This is a genomic window from Roseovarius sp. THAF27 (assembly GCF_009363655.1).
In the GTDB taxonomy this organism is placed as follows: domain Bacteria; phylum Pseudomonadota; class Alphaproteobacteria; order Rhodobacterales; family Rhodobacteraceae; genus Roseovarius.
Genome location: NZ_CP045393.1, coordinates 1,123,018 through 1,136,230 on the forward strand (window position 1 = coordinate 1,123,018; position 13,213 = coordinate 1,136,230).

The following is a 13,213-nucleotide window of genomic DNA, read 5'->3' on the forward strand; positions in this document are numbered from 1 at the left end:
ATGCGCAAGGTCAAGACATCCTCGCGACGGGAGCCGACCATTGCGCTGATCAACATCGTGTTCCTGATGCTGGTCTTCTTCATGGTGGCGGGCACCCTGTCGCAACCGCTGGACAAGGATCTGAGCCTGGTGCGGACGGCGGACCTGGAAGGGCGGTCGCCGCCCGACACGCTGGTGGTGCATCCCGACGGGCGGATGAGTTTCCGGGGCGACGATGTTGCCTCGGCAGAAGACTTCCTGGCGCGGCGCAGCGAGGAAGACCGCGCGTTGGTGCGCGTGGTGCCGGACCAGGAGTTGTCGGCGCAGACGCTGGTGAACCTGGCGCGGGACCTGCGCGGCGCCGGGGCGGAGCGCGTGGTGATCGTCACGCAGAGGGGGCTGGAATGATCGCGTCGTCGCGTCTCGTGAAAACCGTGGCCGTGACGGCGGCGCTCGTGGTGCACGGCACCGTGGTGGCGGCGGTGTTCCAGGGCGAGGCGATAGAGATCGAGGGCGATGCGGGCGGCGTCGAGGCCAGCATCGGCAACAGCTTTGCCGACATGGCGGCGGGGGTGATGACGCCCGACGCCACCGAGGAAGTCGTCGAGGAAACGCCCCCGGAAGAGGTCTCGGCGCAGGACATGCCCGAGGAAACCGCACAGGACCGGCCCGAGGACACGTCGCCCGAAGTCGCGCCGCAGGAGACCGCCGAACCTGTCGAGCAGGCCGAGACCGCGCCGGTGACGCCGACCGAAACGCCTGTCGAAAACGTGCCGGAGCCGGTCGAGACCCAGCCTGTCGAGCAGGCGGAGATCACGCCGAACGTGCCGCTGGTGCCCGTGACCCCGTCGGAGCCCGTGCCGGAGGAAAGCGTGCAGCCCACAGAGCCGGAGCAGGCGGAAATCCTGGAGCCGGTGGACGAGGCGCCGAGCGCGGTGACCCGGTCGTTGCGGCCCAAGCCGCGCAGTGCGGAGTTCGAGGAAGCGCACAAGCCCGAGCCGCCGAAGGCGCAGCCGAAGCGGACCGAACCGAAGCCGCAGCGCACGACGCAGTCAAAGCCCAGGACCCAGCCCAAGACCCAGCCCAAGGGCAACGCGCAGCAGAACGCGCGCGCGGGCAGTGCCTCGGGGACACAGACGCAGACCAGATCGACGGCGCAGGGATCGGGCAAGTCGCAGGCCGCGGGCAATGCCGCCGCCAGCAACTATCCCGGACAGGTGATGCGGAAGATCTCTCGCGTGCCGCGTCCGCGGGTGGGCAGCCGGGGCACGGCGGTGGTGGCGTTCCGCATCGGCGGCAATGGCGGGCTGGCGGGACTGTCGATTGCCCGCAGCTCGGGCTCGGCCAAGCTGGACCAGGCGGCGCTGCGGATGGTGCAGCGCGCCGCGCCCTTCCCGCCGCCGCCCGCAGGCGCGCGCACCAGTTTCTCGATCAACATCAAGGGCAGCTGACGGCGCTTACCGGACGATCCGGTGGTTGCTCAGGCCCCAGTCGGTATAGAGATCGGCGATGATCGTGCCGAACTGTGCCTCGGCCGTGTCCAGCGCGCCGCGCGTGTCGTGCGATCCGCCGAAGATCGCCGCCGGGTCGCCGACCGAGATACCGTCGAGGCCGGTGACGTCGGCCACGGTGGTGTTCATGGAAATGCGGCCCAGGATGGGGGCCTCGTGCCCCCCGATCAGGACGGTGCCGGTGTTCTGACCGGCGCGGCGGACACCGTTGGCATAGCCGATGGACAGGCACGCCAGGCGGCGGGGCGTGTCAAGAACGCAGGTGCGGTCATAGCCCACCGTGGCGCCCGCGGGGTAATCGGTGACGCTGACCACGCGGGTCTTGAGGGTCATCGTGGTCTGAAAGCCCCATTCAGGCTTGAGGATGCCATAGAGCACGGCGCCGCAGCGATACATGTCGGTCCGGACCGGCTGATCGGAGACCAGCGTCAGGGAACTGCCGGCGTGGACGAGCGTGCCTTCGCGCGAGAGGTTGCCCTGGTCCAGGACCCAGTCGGCGTGCTTTTGAAAGAGCGCGGCGCTGGCGCGCAACTCGTCGGGCGCATTGTCGGGAAAATGAGTGCAGATGGCCGTGATGCTGTCGCCCAGCCGGTCGAGAATGGCGCGGCAGGCGGCGCGGCCCTCTTCCGTGCCGATTTCCAGCCCGTCGCGGGACATGCCCATGGCGTTGAGCGACAGGTGGGCGCGGACCGGCGCGCCGGAATTTTTCAGCGCGGCGAGGTTCTCGGCCGCCTCGATCGTGCCGACCTGTTCCTCGACCCGGTCGGGCAGGGCGGCGCGGGCCTCGATCGGCGTGGCGGCGCGCAGGCGGATCAGCTGGCCGGTGTAGCCGGCGGCGCGCACGGCGCGGGCTTCGGCGTTCGAGGTGATGGCGATGCAGTCGATGCCGTGGGCGCGGACCAGCGGGACGACGGTGGCGATGCCGTGGCCATAGGCGTCGGCCTTCAGCACGGCGCAGAACCGGCGGCCTTTGGGGACGCGGGCCAGGGCGATTCGGATGTTGGCGTCGATCCGGTCGCGATGCACCTCGCACCAGGCGTCGGGGATCGCGGGGTCGGTCATGTGTCTGGCAGGCCCAGGAGGCGGTCGACGATGCCGGCGAACTGGTCGATCACGACGGGCAGGAGCGCATCGGGGAAATCGTAATCGGGGTTGTGCAGCTGGGGCATGTCGGTGCCCGCGCCGACATAGAGCATCGTGGCCTTGGCGCCGTCATCGCCGATGCGCCCGAAATCCTCGGACCAGCGCATGGGGGTGGGCATCTCGTTGACCTCGTGCCCGAGATCATGGGCCACATGGCGGGCGATGTCGGTGGCGTCGGTGTCGTTGACCACGCCGCGAAAGACATCGTGCCAATGGATATCGAGCGTCAGATCGCCCCGGGCGGCTGTTACTTGCGCCGTCGCAGCCTCGATCAGCCGGTCCATGCCCTCATTGGTCATGGTGCGCAGGGTGACGCGCAGTTCTCCATCGGCGGGGGCGATGCCGAAGGCGGGCTCGCCCAGGTTGGCATGGGTGAGGGTGGCGAGGGCGAAATCTGTGTCGGCAATGGTGCCTTGGCTGAGCGCGGGAAGGGCCATCATCAGCGTCGCCATGGCGGGGCCGGGCGACAGGCCGTCCTCGGGCGCGGCGGCGTGAGAGCTTTTGCCGGTGAACAGGATCTGCATCCCGCGCGAGGCGCAGTTCGCGGGGCCGGAGCGCAGGCCGATCTCGCCCAAGGGCAGCCCCGGGACGTTGTGGTAGGCGAAGGCGTAGTCAGGCCGGATCTGGGGCCATTGCGGGTCCTCGATGACGGCCTGCGCGCCCGCGCCGGTTTCCTCGGCCGGCTGGAAGAGCAGGATGACGCGGCCCCTGGCGGGGCGGGTTGCGAGGCGCATGGCGACGCCCATCAGCGTGGCCATGTGGCCGTCATGGCCGCAGAGGTGACCCTTGCCGTCGATCTGCGAGGCATGGGGGATGTCGTTGATCTCGCGGATCGGCAGACCGTCGAGTTCAGAGCGCAAAAGGACCGTGGGGCCCGGCGCGCGCCCGGTGAATTCGGCGGCGACGCCGTGGCCGCCGAGGCCCTGCCAGATGCGGTCTGCCCCGAGGGCGGTAAGTTCGCGGGTGATGCGCTTTGCCGTCTCGACCTCGTCGCCGGAGACCTCGGGCTGGCGGTGCAGGTCCTGGCGCAGGGCGGTGAGGTAGGCGATCTGGTTGGAGGGCAGCGTGGTCATGGGATCCTCAGAAGATTTCAAGAAGGCCGGCGGCGCCCTGGCCGCCGCCGACACACATGGAGACGACGCCCCATCTGGCGCCCCGGCGGCGGCCTTCGAGCAGGATATGCCCGGCCATGCGGGCGCCGGACATGCCGTAGGGGTGGCCGATGGAGATGGCGCCGCCGTTGACGTTCAGCTTGTCGTCGGGGATGCCCAGCGTGTCACGGCAATGGAGAAGCTGCGCGGCGAAGGCCTCGTTGATTTCCCAAAGGTCGATGTCGTCCGTGGAGAGGCCCGCGCGGTCGAGCAGGCGGGGGATGGCGTGGACGGGGCCGATGCCCATCTCCTGCGGCGCGACACCGGCGACGGCGAAGCCGCGCAGGGCGCCCAGGGGCGTGAGGTTGCGGCGGGTGGCTTCGGCTTCGGACATCACGACGAGGGCAGCGGCGCCGTCGGAGAGCTGGCTGGCATTGCCGGCGGTGACGGTCTTGCCCTCGCCGCGTACCGGCTGGAGGTTGGCGAGCCCCTCGGCGGTGGTGCCGGGGCGGTTGCACTCGTCCTCGGAGAGGCGGACGGGCTCTTCGTAGGTTTCCTTGGTGGTCTTGTCGGTTTCGAGCTTGGTGGTCTCGACGGGGATGATCTCGTCGGCGAAAAGGCCGGCTTCCTGCGCCTTGGCGGTGCGCTGCTGGCTTTGCAGGGCATAGGCGTCTTGTGCGGCGCGGGTGACGCCGTAGCGGGCGGCGACGACCTCGGCGGTGTCCAGCATGGCCATGTAATAGCTGTCGGGCACCAATGGGTCGCGGTAGCGGTGGGCGTTCCAGTGATCGTTCTGGACGAGGGAAATGCTGTCGAGGCCACCGGCGAGGGCCACGTCCACGCCCTCGGCCCGGACCATGTGCGAGGCGATGGCGAGCGCGTTCAGGCCCGAGGCGCATTGGCGGTCGATGGTGGCGCCCGCGACGCTGTCGGGCAGGCCGGATGCTTGCGCGATATGGCGGGCGACGTTGACGCCGGAGGTGCCTTGCGTGAGCGCGGAGCCGAAGATGGCGTCCTCTACCTCGGCACCCTCAAGCCCGGCGCGGGCGAGCGCGGCGCGGACGGCGGGCGCGGCCAGACTGGGGGCCGTGAGATTGTTGAAGGCGCCACGATAGGCCTTGCCGATGGGTGTGCGGGCGGTGGAGACGATGACGGAGTCGCGCATGGCTCAGGCCTCCTCGGTGCCGCACCAGTCGGCGATAAAGAGTGCTGTGGTTTGGGTGACGCGGCGGAGGCTTTCGAGGTCGACCCGTTCGTTGAAGCCGTGGATCGCCTCGGCCCGGGGGCCGTAGACAAGCGCGGGCGTGTCGGCGTAGAGGCCGAAGAAGCGCGCGTCGGTGGTGGCGGTGATGGGCTCGCGGGTGAGGGGGGTGCCGGTGACGCTTTGGTGGGCGTTTTCCAGTGACGCGACGGCGTTGGTGGCGGTCTGCGAGGTGTCGCGGGAGAGCGCGTACCCTTCGGCGTGAAAGCCGTGATAGACGAGCTCGGGCGGGGAATTGCGCAGGAAGGCGTTTTGTTGTGCGGCGTCGCGGATGACCTGTTCGATTTCCTGTTTTGCTTTGTCGAGAGACTGGCCGGGGAATAGCCCCATGCGCACGTCGAAGACGGCCCAGGCCGGGACGGAACTGGTCCAGTCGCCGCCCTGGAACTTGCCGATGTTGAGGTTGAGCGCGTGGTCCATGTGGGCGTATTCGGGCGGGCGGTTGGCCGCGTCATTCCAGCGGTGTTCCATGTCGTGCAGGGCCTGGATCAGTGGAAAGGCCGCCTCGATGGCGTTGGCGCCTGTGCCTGCATAGGCCACATGGGTGGGCAGGCCCTTGAGGTGGACCTGGAACCACAGGACGCCAAGCTGGGCGCTGACCAGTTGTTCGGCGAAGGGTTCGGGGATGAGCGCGGCGTCGGCTTTGTAGCCGCGCGCGAGACAGGCGAGCGCGCCGTTGCCGGTGCATTCCTCCTCGACGACGGATTGGAAGTGGACGTCCGCGGCCGGGGCGAGGCCGCAGGCGCGGAGCGCGTCGAGGGCGAAGAGGTTGGAGGCGAGGCCCGCCTTCATGTCGCCGCCGCCGCGACCGTAGAGCCAGCCGTCTGTCACATGCGGCGCGAACGGGGGGCTGTCCCACATATCGAGGGGGCCGGCGGGGACCACGTCGATATGGCCGTTGAGGATGAGGGAGCGGCCCTTGGAGGTTTTGGAGCGGTGGGTGGCGACGACGTTCACGGCGTCCTCGTAGGGACCGAGGACGGGAGAGAAGCCGGGGAGGTGCCGGATGTCGTCGAGGTCGATCTGCCAGCGGTCGATGTCGTAGCCGCGCGCGGCGAGTTCGGTCGCCATGAAGTCCTGTGCCGATTGTTCGTTGCCGCGTGTCGAGGGGTGCGACGTGAGGTCGGTCAGGAACGCGACTTGCCGGTCGAAACCGGCATCAACGGCGGCGCAGAGGCGGGTCTTGAGGTCTTCGGTCATGGGGCGGCTCAGAAAGTCGGAATTGGCGTGTCGGGAATCGAAAGGGGGGCGTCGGTGGCGCGTTGCACGTCGTCAACCCTGGTGCCTTCGGCGAGTTCGGTCAGGGCGAAGCCGTCAGGGGTGACGTCGATCACGGCGAGGTCGGTGAAGATGCGAGTGACGCAGGCGCTGGCCGAGAGGGGCAGGGCGCAGGTTTGCTTCAGCTTGGGGTTTCCGGCGCGGTCGGTGTGGGTGGTGAGCACGGCAACGCGGCGGGCCTTTTGCGCCAGTTCGATGCCGCCGCCCGCGCCGGGGCTGAACTTGCCGGGGATCTTCCAGTTGGCGAGGTCGCCGGTCTGGCTGACTTCGAAGGCGCCGAGCATGGTGAGATCCAGCCGGCCCGAGCGGACCACGGCGAAGCTGGTGGCGCTGTCGAAGTAGGCGGAGCCGGGAACGGGTGTGACATAGGCGCCGCCTGCGTCGATCAGGTTGCGGTCGGCCCGGTCGGGAGAGAGGGCGGGGCCGATGCCGGTCATGCCGTTTTCCGTGTGCAGGCAGACGGGGAAATCGGCGGGCAGGTGGTTCACGACGCGTGTCGGCAGGCCGATGCCGAGGTTGACGACCATGCCCGGAGCAATCTCGCGCGCGGCGCGGGCGACCATGCGATCCCTAGCGTCGGACAACAGCGTAATCCTCTGATATCTCAAGCAGTTCCGTGACGTGGTCGACGAAGACGCCGGGGGTGTGGACGGCGTTGGGGTCAAGCTGTCCCAGGGGCACGACACGCTCGGCCTCGGCGATCACCAAGGGCGCGGCCATGGCCATGAGCGGGTTGAAGTTTTGCGCGGTGGCGACATAGGCGAGGTTGCCGAACGGGTCGGCAGTGTCGGCGTGGATGAGGGCCACGTCGGCGCGCAGGGCAGGCTCGACGAGGTAGGGCGTGCCGTTCATCTCGACCACCTGCTTGCCGCGAGCGAGTTCGGTGTCGATGCCGATATCGCTGAGGATCGCGCCGATGCCGGCGCCGCCTGCGCGGATGCGCTCGGCCAGGATGCCTTGGGCGTTGAACTCCACCTCGATCGCGCCGGAATTCATCAGGCTGATGGCGTGGCTGTTGAGGCCGAGATGCGTGGTGATGAGGCGCTTGACCTGTCCGCTTAACAGCAGGTGGTCGATGCCCATGCCGGGCTCGTTGGCGTCGTTCTTGATGAGCGTGAGGTCGCGCGCGCCGTGCGCGACGAGGGCGCGGATCAGGGTCATGGGCGTGCCGGGGACGCCGAAGCCGCCGACCATGACGGTCGCGCCGTCCTTGATCTGGGCGATAGCGGCCTCGATGGAGGTGCGCTTGTCGGGGAGCCTCATGCCGCGTTCTCCACGGGCAGGCCGATCTCTGACGCGAAGGCGTCGAGGGCGTCGCGGAGGATTGCCATCATCTCGGCGATTTGGTCTTCGGTGATGATAAGGGGCGGGGCGACGAGGAAATGGTCGCCCTTGGTGCCGCCGCGCGTGCGGCGGGAATAGAGGATGAGACCGCGTTCGTAGGCCAGTTCGACAAGCCGGTCATGGGCGTTGAGCGCGGGGTCCAGCGGTTCCATCGTGGTGCGGTCGGAGACGAACTCGAACGCGGTCAGCAGGCCCTTTCCCCGCACGTCGCCGATGAACGGGTAGCGGTCCATCAGGCCGCGCAGTTCGGTCATCAGGACGTCGCCCATCCGGGCGGCGTTGCCGATGAGGTCGTGGTCCTCCATCTCTTCCAGCACGGCGAGGCCGGCGGCGCAGGCCAGCGGGTTGCCGGCATAGGTGAAGCCGTGGGCGAAGCCGCCCGCGTCAAGCACCGGATCGACGAGGCGGCGGCCCGCGACCATAGCGCCAAGGGGCGCGTAGCCCGCGCCGAAGCCCTTGGACATGGAGACGATATCGGGGGTGATGCCCCAGTGTTCGGCGGCGAGGAATTTACCGGTGCGGCCCGCGCCGGTCATGACCTCATCGTAGATCAGGAGCACGCCGAACTCGTCGCAGATTTCGCGGATGCGGCCGTAATAGCTGTCGGGCGCGACCAGCGCGCCGGTGGAGGCGCCGCCGACGGGCTCCATGATGAAGGCCAGCACGGTGTCGGGGCCCTCGGCGAGGATCTTGTCGCGCAGAAGCTCGGCGTATTTCAGGCCGCGCGCCTCTTCCGTCAGGTTGTCGCGGTCGAGATAGGTGGTGGGGGCGGCGACCTTGGGCATCCCGCTCAGCATCGGGGCGAACGGGTCTCGCAGGGGGGCATAGCCCGTGAGGTCGAGCGCGCCGAAAGTGCAGCCGTGGTAGGAGGGAAAGCGCGAGATGACCTTGTAGCGGCCGTTATGGCCCTGGGTCAGTGCATACTGGCGGGCGAGTTTCACGGCGCTTTCCACCGCCTCGGAGCCGCCGGAGACGAAGAAGACGCGGTCAAGTCCATCGGGTGTCATGGCGACGGTTTTCGCCGCCAGATCCTCGGACGGGTGGGTGCGGAAATGCAGGCGATAGCCGAAGGTGGCCTTGTCCATCTGCGCTTTCATCTTGGCCAGCACGCGCGGGTTGGAGTGGCCGATATTGGAGACCATCGCGCCCGAAGATCCGTCGATATAGCGTTTGCCGGACTCGTCGATCAGGTAGATCCCCTCGCCGTGGTCGAGGAACGGTCGCGGGTTGCGCGACTGGTAGAAGAGGTAGGACGTGGTGTCGGTCACTTGGCGCCTGCAAGATGTTTGCGAAGAAATTCGCGGGTGCGTTCCTTGGTGGGGTTCTTGAAGACCACGCTGGGCGGGCCTTCCTCCACCACGACGCCCTTGTCCATGAAGAGCACGCGGTCGCAGACCGAGGCCGCGAAATCCATCTCGTGGGTGACGATGATCATAGTCATGTGTTCCTCGGCCAGTTTCTTCATGACCTGGTTCACCTCGTCCACCAATTCGGGGTCGAGGGCGGAGGTGGCCTCGTCAAAGAGCATCAGCTTGGGCTTCATGGCGAGCGCGCGGGCGATGGCGACGCGCTGCTTCTGGCCGCCGGAGAGTTGCGAGGGGTAATAGTCGATCCGTTCCAGCATCCCGACCTTGTCGAGCTGTTCCTCGGCCAGTGCGTCGGCTTCGGCCTTGGAAAGGCCCTTGAGCAGCTTGGGCGCCATGGTGACGTTGTCGCGGGCGGTCATGTGGGGGAAAAGATTGAAGTGCTGGAACACCATGCCGATGTCCTGGCGCATCTGGTTGATGTGCTTTTCGTACTGGCGGTAGGGCAGATCGCGGTTCACCTGCACACCGTCGAGCCAGATTTCGCCGCCGGTCAGCGCGTCGAGGTCGTTGATCGCGCGCAGAAGCGTGGATTTGCCCGAGCCGGAGGGGCCGATGATCGCCACGATCTGGCCGCGCGCGACGTTGAGGCTGATGTCCTTGAGCACCTCGAGCTTGCCGAAGGATTTCTGGGCGTGCTTGATTTCGACGAAATGTTCGGTGTCGGTCATGGTCTGTCTCCTGACGATCAGCGCGAGATTGCGATGCGGCGCTCGATGCGGCGCTGCACCCATTCCATGCAGAGGTTGATGACGTAGTAGAAGGCGGCGGCGACGAGGTAGAACTCGAACGGGCGATAGGTCGCGCCGATCGCGCGCTGGGCCGAGAGGGTCAGTTCGCTGACGCCGATCACAGACACCAGCGCGCTGTCCTTCAGAAGCGCGATCATGTTGTTGCCGATGGGCGGGATCACGTCGCGCACGGCTTGCGGGATGACCACCTTGCGCAGCGCTTGGCCACGGCTGAGGCCGACGGTGCGGGCGGCCTCCATCTGGCCCTTGTCGACGGACAGGATGGCGGTCTGGATCAGTTCGGAATTGTAGACCGCGAAGTGCAGGCCCAGCCCGATGATGCCGGCGACAAAGGCGGGCAGGTCGATGCCGATCTGCACGAGGCCGAAATAGATCAGGAAGAGCTGCAGGAGCAGCGGCGTGCCCATGAAGACCCATTCCAGCAGGCGGAAGGGCTGGCGGATGATCCACGGCGCGTAAAGCGCGATGACCGCGAAAATGATGCCGCCGAAGAAGCTGACGAGCGCGGCGGCGACGGCGATGAAGATCGTCCAGAGGCAACCCAGCAGGATCACGTCGAGGTGTTCCGGAACAACCGTGAAGTCGAGGCCCATTCTGGTTTTCCTTTCCGGTCAGTTGATCTGGACGCGGCGATCGAGCCAGGCGACGGCCCGGCCGGTGGCGTAGATGATGATCATGTAGAGAAGGCCCGCGAGCAGGAACATTTCGAACGGTTTGTAGGTGGAGCCGATGTAGCGCTGGGCGGTGTAGGTGAGTTCCACGACCGAGATGGCCGCGACCAGCGCCGTGGACTTGATCAGCATGTTGAGGTTGACGCCGAGCGGGCGGACCATCAGGCGCGCGGCCTGGGGCAGGGTCGTGTTGTAGAACGCCTGCCAGCGGCTGAGGCCGAGGGTGCGGGCCGCCTCGCGCTGGCCCTTGGGGATCGAGATGATCGCGCCTCGGATGGTTTCGGTCATGTAGGCGCCCACGTTGACGCCGAGGCCGATGACGCCCGCCTCGAACGCGTCGAGCTGGATGCCGACCTGGGGGCCGCCGAAATAGAGGATGAAAAGCTGGATGAGCGCGGGCGTGCCGCGAAAGACGCTGACATAGGCCGCGCCGAGGAAACGGAAGACCGCGAGGCGCGACAGGCGCATCGCCGCGCCGAGCGCGCCACACGTAAGGCCGAGCAGGGCGGTCAGCACGGACAGTTGGATCGTGACCCAGGCGGCCTGCAGGAAGAAGGGATAGACCCTTTGCATCAACTCTATGTCCATGGCGTGTCCTTCTGGCAGGTCGCGGGGCCGGGGCGTGGCGAAGACATTCCGGCGAAATCGGGAGCGTGGCTGAACGGGTCAGGGGCAAGACGCACCGCGCCCGGGCCGTCAGCCGGTCCAATCCGGGGCAGGAGTCCGGAAGGCCCCGCCAACCTGCGATGGCGGCGGGGCAAAAGGGCTTAGCGGATGTCCGCGCCGACCCATTTTTCGGCGATTTCCATGTAGGTGCCGTCTTCCATCATGGAATCCAGCGCCTCCTGCATGGCGGCGGCCAGTTCGGGGCTGCCTTCGCGGATGGCGATGCCCGCGCCGAAGGGTTCGGTCGTGGGGTCGGCGAACATCTCGTATTCCTGGCCCTTCTCGCCCATGGCGAGGATGGCGGCGATGGAATCGTTCACGATGGCGTCGACGCGGCCGTTTTCAAGCTCCAGGAGCAGTTCGGGCAGGCCCTTGTAGGTGCTGACGTTGTATCCACGCTCGCGCGCCCAGTCCTCGTGGGTTTCCCCCAGGGTCAGGCCGACCTTCTTGCCTTCGAGATCCTCGAGGCTGGTGATGCCCGAGCCGGGCTGGGTGAAGATGGCGCGCTTGTCGGAATAATAGGGGCCGACGAAATCCACGACCTCGTCCCGCTCCTCGGTGATGGTCATGGAGCCGACGATGACGTCGTACTTGTTGGACAGAAGCCCGCCGATGATTCCGTCCCACGCGGTGGTGACGATCTCGGCCTCGAGCCCCATGCGCTTGGCCATCTCGGTGCCGATGGCGGGGTCGAAGCCCACCACCTCGTTCTGGTCGTTGACGAAGTTGAACGGCGGGTAGGCGCCGGACATCGCAATGCGGATGACACCCTTTTCCTTAAGGGTTTCAAGTTCTTCCGCGGCGGCGGGGGCGAGGCCCGCCACGGCAAGGCCCATGGCCGCGACAACGGATTTCAGAACGGTTCGGCGGATTGTCATATGTGTCTCCATGTTGATTTTCGGCGCCGGGTCTTTTGCCCGTGCGGCATTGGCGGCCTGCGCCGCTTGCGCAAAAGCCTTGCATGGTCTGAATTATCGCGCAAATAAATAATAAGCATTCTTATTATAGAGCAAATCTATGAGCCTGCCGCAGCGCCGTCGCTTTCCCTGGAACCTGGACTGGAACCTGTTGCGCACCTTCATGGTGATCGTCGAACAGCGCGGCATCTCGAAGGCGGCGAGCCATCTGGGCCTGAAACAGCCCACGGTCTCGGCGGCTTTGAAGCGGCTGGAGCAGAGCATCGGCAAGACGCTGGTGATCCGCAAACCCAACGAGTTCACCATCACGCGGGCGGGGCAGGTCCTGTATACCGAATGCGCGACGATCTTCGGCACGGTGTCGCAGATCCCGGCGATCCTGGACGAGGACAAGGCCGAGCTGCGCGGGCACTTGTCCATCGCGATCACCTCTTCGGTGATATCGGAACATTTCGACGGTGTGCTGAACCGCTTTGCGCAGGCGCATCCCGGCGTGACCTATTCCTTCACGGTGTTCGAGAGCGACGAGGTCGAGACGATGATAAAGCTCAACCGCGCCAGTTTCGGGATCTGCCTGCTGACGACGATGCCCAAGAACCTGAGGACGATGGTGCTTTACCGCGAATATTTCGGCCTTTACTGCGGCGCGCGGCATCCGTTGTTCGGGGCGGATGCGATCCTGCCGGAGGATCTGGAGGGCGAGCCGTTCGTGGCCTTCCAGACCGAGGCGGAAGGCGGACCGCTGGAGGCGATCTCGCAGCTGCGCGCCCGGCTGAACCTGTCGCGCAACTGGCGCGGCGTGTCGTCCAGCCTGAACGAGATCCGGCGCATGATCATGGCGAATGTGGGGATCGGGGCGCTGCCGCTGCACGTGGCGGCGCAGGACGTGGCGGCGGGTCGAATCCGCCAGCTGCCCCCGTTCGATGATCTGCCGATGGTCGACATATACTTGCTGAGCAACCCGTCGCGACGGCACTCCGAGGCGGAGGCGAAGTTCCTGGAGGCGGTCGAGGACAGCCTGTCACGGACCGCGCTGAAGGATCGGACCTATGGAGCGTCGGCGCCGGTCTGACGGGATCGGACGCGAATCCGGCAGGGCATCGGCCCGATCCGGGCGTGCGCCTCGACCGGAGCAGTCACCCGAAAGCCGAAGGGAAGTGTCGCGTGTGATCGCCTTTGGGGTAGATTGGTGTGCTTGCGATAGCTACCATTTTCGACAGGCTGCACGCGAGCGGG

14 protein-coding genes are annotated in these 13,213 nt (G+C 66.9%); 3 read left to right on the forward strand and 11 right to left on the reverse strand.

Annotated features, from left to right (window positions below; genetic code table 11):
• The gene (locus FIU89_RS05655) at nucleotides 1–387 is read left to right on the forward strand and encodes a biopolymer transporter ExbD (protein WP_152491698.1); all 387 of its coding nucleotides are present in this window, start codon (nucleotides 1–3) and stop codon (nucleotides 385–387) included.
• Entirely contained in the window at nucleotides 384–1,430 is a 1,047-nt protein-coding gene (locus FIU89_RS05660) for an energy transducer TonB (protein ID WP_152491699.1), read from the forward strand. Before FIU89_RS05655 ends, FIU89_RS05660 begins: the two co-directional genes overlap by 4 nt.
• A gap of 6 nt (nucleotides 1,431–1,436) precedes the next feature.
• On the opposite strand, the gene FIU89_RS05665 is transcribed toward FIU89_RS05660, so the two are convergent.
• The 11 genes from FIU89_RS05665 to FIU89_RS05715 form a co-directional block, all read right to left on the reverse strand.
• Nucleotides 1,437–2,552 (reverse strand): alanine racemase, encoded by a 1,116-nt coding sequence (locus tag FIU89_RS05665; RefSeq protein ID WP_152491700.1) that lies wholly within the window; start codon nucleotides 2,550–2,552, stop codon nucleotides 1,437–1,439.
• Nucleotides 2,549–3,706, reverse strand: a complete 1,158-nt coding sequence (locus FIU89_RS05670) for an amidohydrolase (RefSeq protein ID WP_152491701.1) — start codon at nucleotides 3,704–3,706, stop codon at nucleotides 2,549–2,551. Before FIU89_RS05670 ends, FIU89_RS05665 begins: the two co-directional genes overlap by 4 nt.
• A gap of 7 nt (nucleotides 3,707–3,713) precedes the next feature.
• On the reverse strand, nucleotides 3,714–4,889 hold the full coding sequence (locus FIU89_RS05675; RefSeq protein WP_152491702.1) for an acetyl-CoA C-acyltransferase: 1,176 nt from the start codon (nucleotides 4,887–4,889) through the stop codon (nucleotides 3,714–3,716).
• A gap of 3 nt (nucleotides 4,890–4,892) precedes the next feature.
• Nucleotides 4,893–6,185 carry an ArgE/DapE family deacylase gene (locus FIU89_RS05680; RefSeq protein ID WP_152491703.1) on the reverse strand — a complete coding sequence of 431 codons (1,293 nt, stop codon included), beginning with the start codon at nucleotides 6,183–6,185 and terminating at the stop codon, nucleotides 4,893–4,895.
• Nucleotides 6,186–6,193: 8 nt separating this feature from the next.
• Complete coding sequence (locus tag FIU89_RS05685; protein WP_254701798.1) at nucleotides 6,194–6,847, reverse strand: 3-oxoacid CoA-transferase subunit B; 654 nt, start codon at nucleotides 6,845–6,847, stop codon at nucleotides 6,194–6,196.
• Nucleotides 6,834–7,526 (reverse strand): CoA transferase subunit A, encoded by a 693-nt coding sequence (locus FIU89_RS05690; RefSeq protein ID WP_152491704.1) that lies wholly within the window; start codon nucleotides 7,524–7,526, stop codon nucleotides 6,834–6,836. The genes FIU89_RS05685 and FIU89_RS05690 overlap by 14 nt, the downstream gene beginning before the upstream one ends.
• A complete protein-coding gene (locus FIU89_RS05695; RefSeq protein ID WP_152491705.1) occupies nucleotides 7,523–8,875 on the reverse strand; it encodes an aspartate aminotransferase family protein in 1,353 nt (450 codons plus the stop codon). Before FIU89_RS05695 ends, FIU89_RS05690 begins: the two co-directional genes overlap by 4 nt.
• Nucleotides 8,872–9,642 carry an amino acid ABC transporter ATP-binding protein gene (locus FIU89_RS05700; RefSeq protein ID WP_152491706.1) on the reverse strand — a complete coding sequence of 257 codons (771 nt, stop codon included), beginning with the start codon at nucleotides 9,640–9,642 and terminating at the stop codon, nucleotides 8,872–8,874. Before FIU89_RS05700 ends, FIU89_RS05695 begins: the two co-directional genes overlap by 4 nt.
• Nucleotides 9,643–9,659: 17 nt before the next feature.
• Complete coding sequence (locus FIU89_RS05705; protein ID WP_152491707.1) at nucleotides 9,660–10,316, reverse strand: amino acid ABC transporter permease; 657 nt, start codon at nucleotides 10,314–10,316, stop codon at nucleotides 9,660–9,662.
• Nucleotides 10,317–10,334: 18 nt separating this feature from the next.
• Nucleotides 10,335–10,982 carry an amino acid ABC transporter permease gene (locus FIU89_RS05710; RefSeq protein ID WP_152491708.1) on the reverse strand — a complete coding sequence of 216 codons (648 nt, stop codon included), beginning with the start codon at nucleotides 10,980–10,982 and terminating at the stop codon, nucleotides 10,335–10,337.
• Between the two features lie 179 nt (nucleotides 10,983–11,161).
• Nucleotides 11,162–11,938, reverse strand: coding sequence for a transporter substrate-binding domain-containing protein (locus tag FIU89_RS05715; protein WP_152491709.1), 777 nt, complete (start codon nucleotides 11,936–11,938; stop codon nucleotides 11,162–11,164).
• A 139-nt stretch (nucleotides 11,939–12,077) separates the two neighbouring features.
• On the opposite strand from FIU89_RS05715, the gene FIU89_RS05720 reads away from it, so the two are divergent.
• The gene (locus FIU89_RS05720) at nucleotides 12,078–13,049 is read left to right on the forward strand and encodes a LysR family transcriptional regulator (RefSeq protein WP_152491710.1); all 972 of its coding nucleotides are present in this window, start codon (nucleotides 12,078–12,080) and stop codon (nucleotides 13,047–13,049) included.
• The last annotated feature ends 164 nt before the right edge of the window (nucleotides 13,050–13,213 follow it).

What these genes read in the sequence shown, in the direction of transcription:
- FIU89_RS05655 (WP_152491698.1), top strand. Translation starts at nt 1, where the DNA reads ATGCGCAAGGTCAAGACATCCTCGCGACGGGAGCCGACCATTGCGCTG.
- FIU89_RS05660 (WP_152491699.1), top strand. Translation starts at nt 384, where the DNA reads ATGATCGCGTCGTCGCGTCTCGTGAAAACCGTGGCCGTGACGGCGGCG.
- FIU89_RS05665 (WP_152491700.1), bottom strand. Translation starts at nt 2,552, where the DNA reads ATGACCGACCCCGCGATCCCCGACGCCTGGTGCGAGGTGCATCGCGAC.
- FIU89_RS05670 (WP_152491701.1), bottom strand. Translation starts at nt 3,706, where the DNA reads ATGACCACGCTGCCCTCCAACCAGATCGCCTACCTCACCGCCCTGCGC.
- FIU89_RS05675 (WP_152491702.1), bottom strand. Translation starts at nt 4,889, where the DNA reads ATGCGCGACTCCGTCATCGTCTCCACCGCCCGCACACCCATCGGCAAG.
- FIU89_RS05680 (WP_152491703.1), bottom strand. Translation starts at nt 6,185, where the DNA reads ATGACCGAAGACCTCAAGACCCGCCTCTGCGCCGCCGTTGATGCCGGT.
- FIU89_RS05690 (WP_152491704.1), bottom strand. Translation starts at nt 7,526, where the DNA reads ATGAGGCTCCCCGACAAGCGCACCTCCATCGAGGCCGCTATCGCCCAG.
- FIU89_RS05700 (WP_152491706.1), bottom strand. Translation starts at nt 9,642, where the DNA reads ATGACCGACACCGAACATTTCGTCGAAATCAAGCACGCCCAGAAATCC.
- FIU89_RS05705 (WP_152491707.1), bottom strand. Translation starts at nt 10,316, where the DNA reads ATGGGCCTCGACTTCACGGTTGTTCCGGAACACCTCGACGTGATCCTG.
- FIU89_RS05710 (WP_152491708.1), bottom strand. Translation starts at nt 10,982, where the DNA reads ATGGACATAGAGTTGATGCAAAGGGTCTATCCCTTCTTCCTGCAGGCC.
- FIU89_RS05715 (WP_152491709.1), bottom strand. Translation starts at nt 11,938, where the DNA reads ATGACAATCCGCCGAACCGTTCTGAAATCCGTTGTCGCGGCCATGGGC.
- FIU89_RS05720 (WP_152491710.1), top strand. Translation starts at nt 12,078, where the DNA reads ATGAGCCTGCCGCAGCGCCGTCGCTTTCCCTGGAACCTGGACTGGAAC.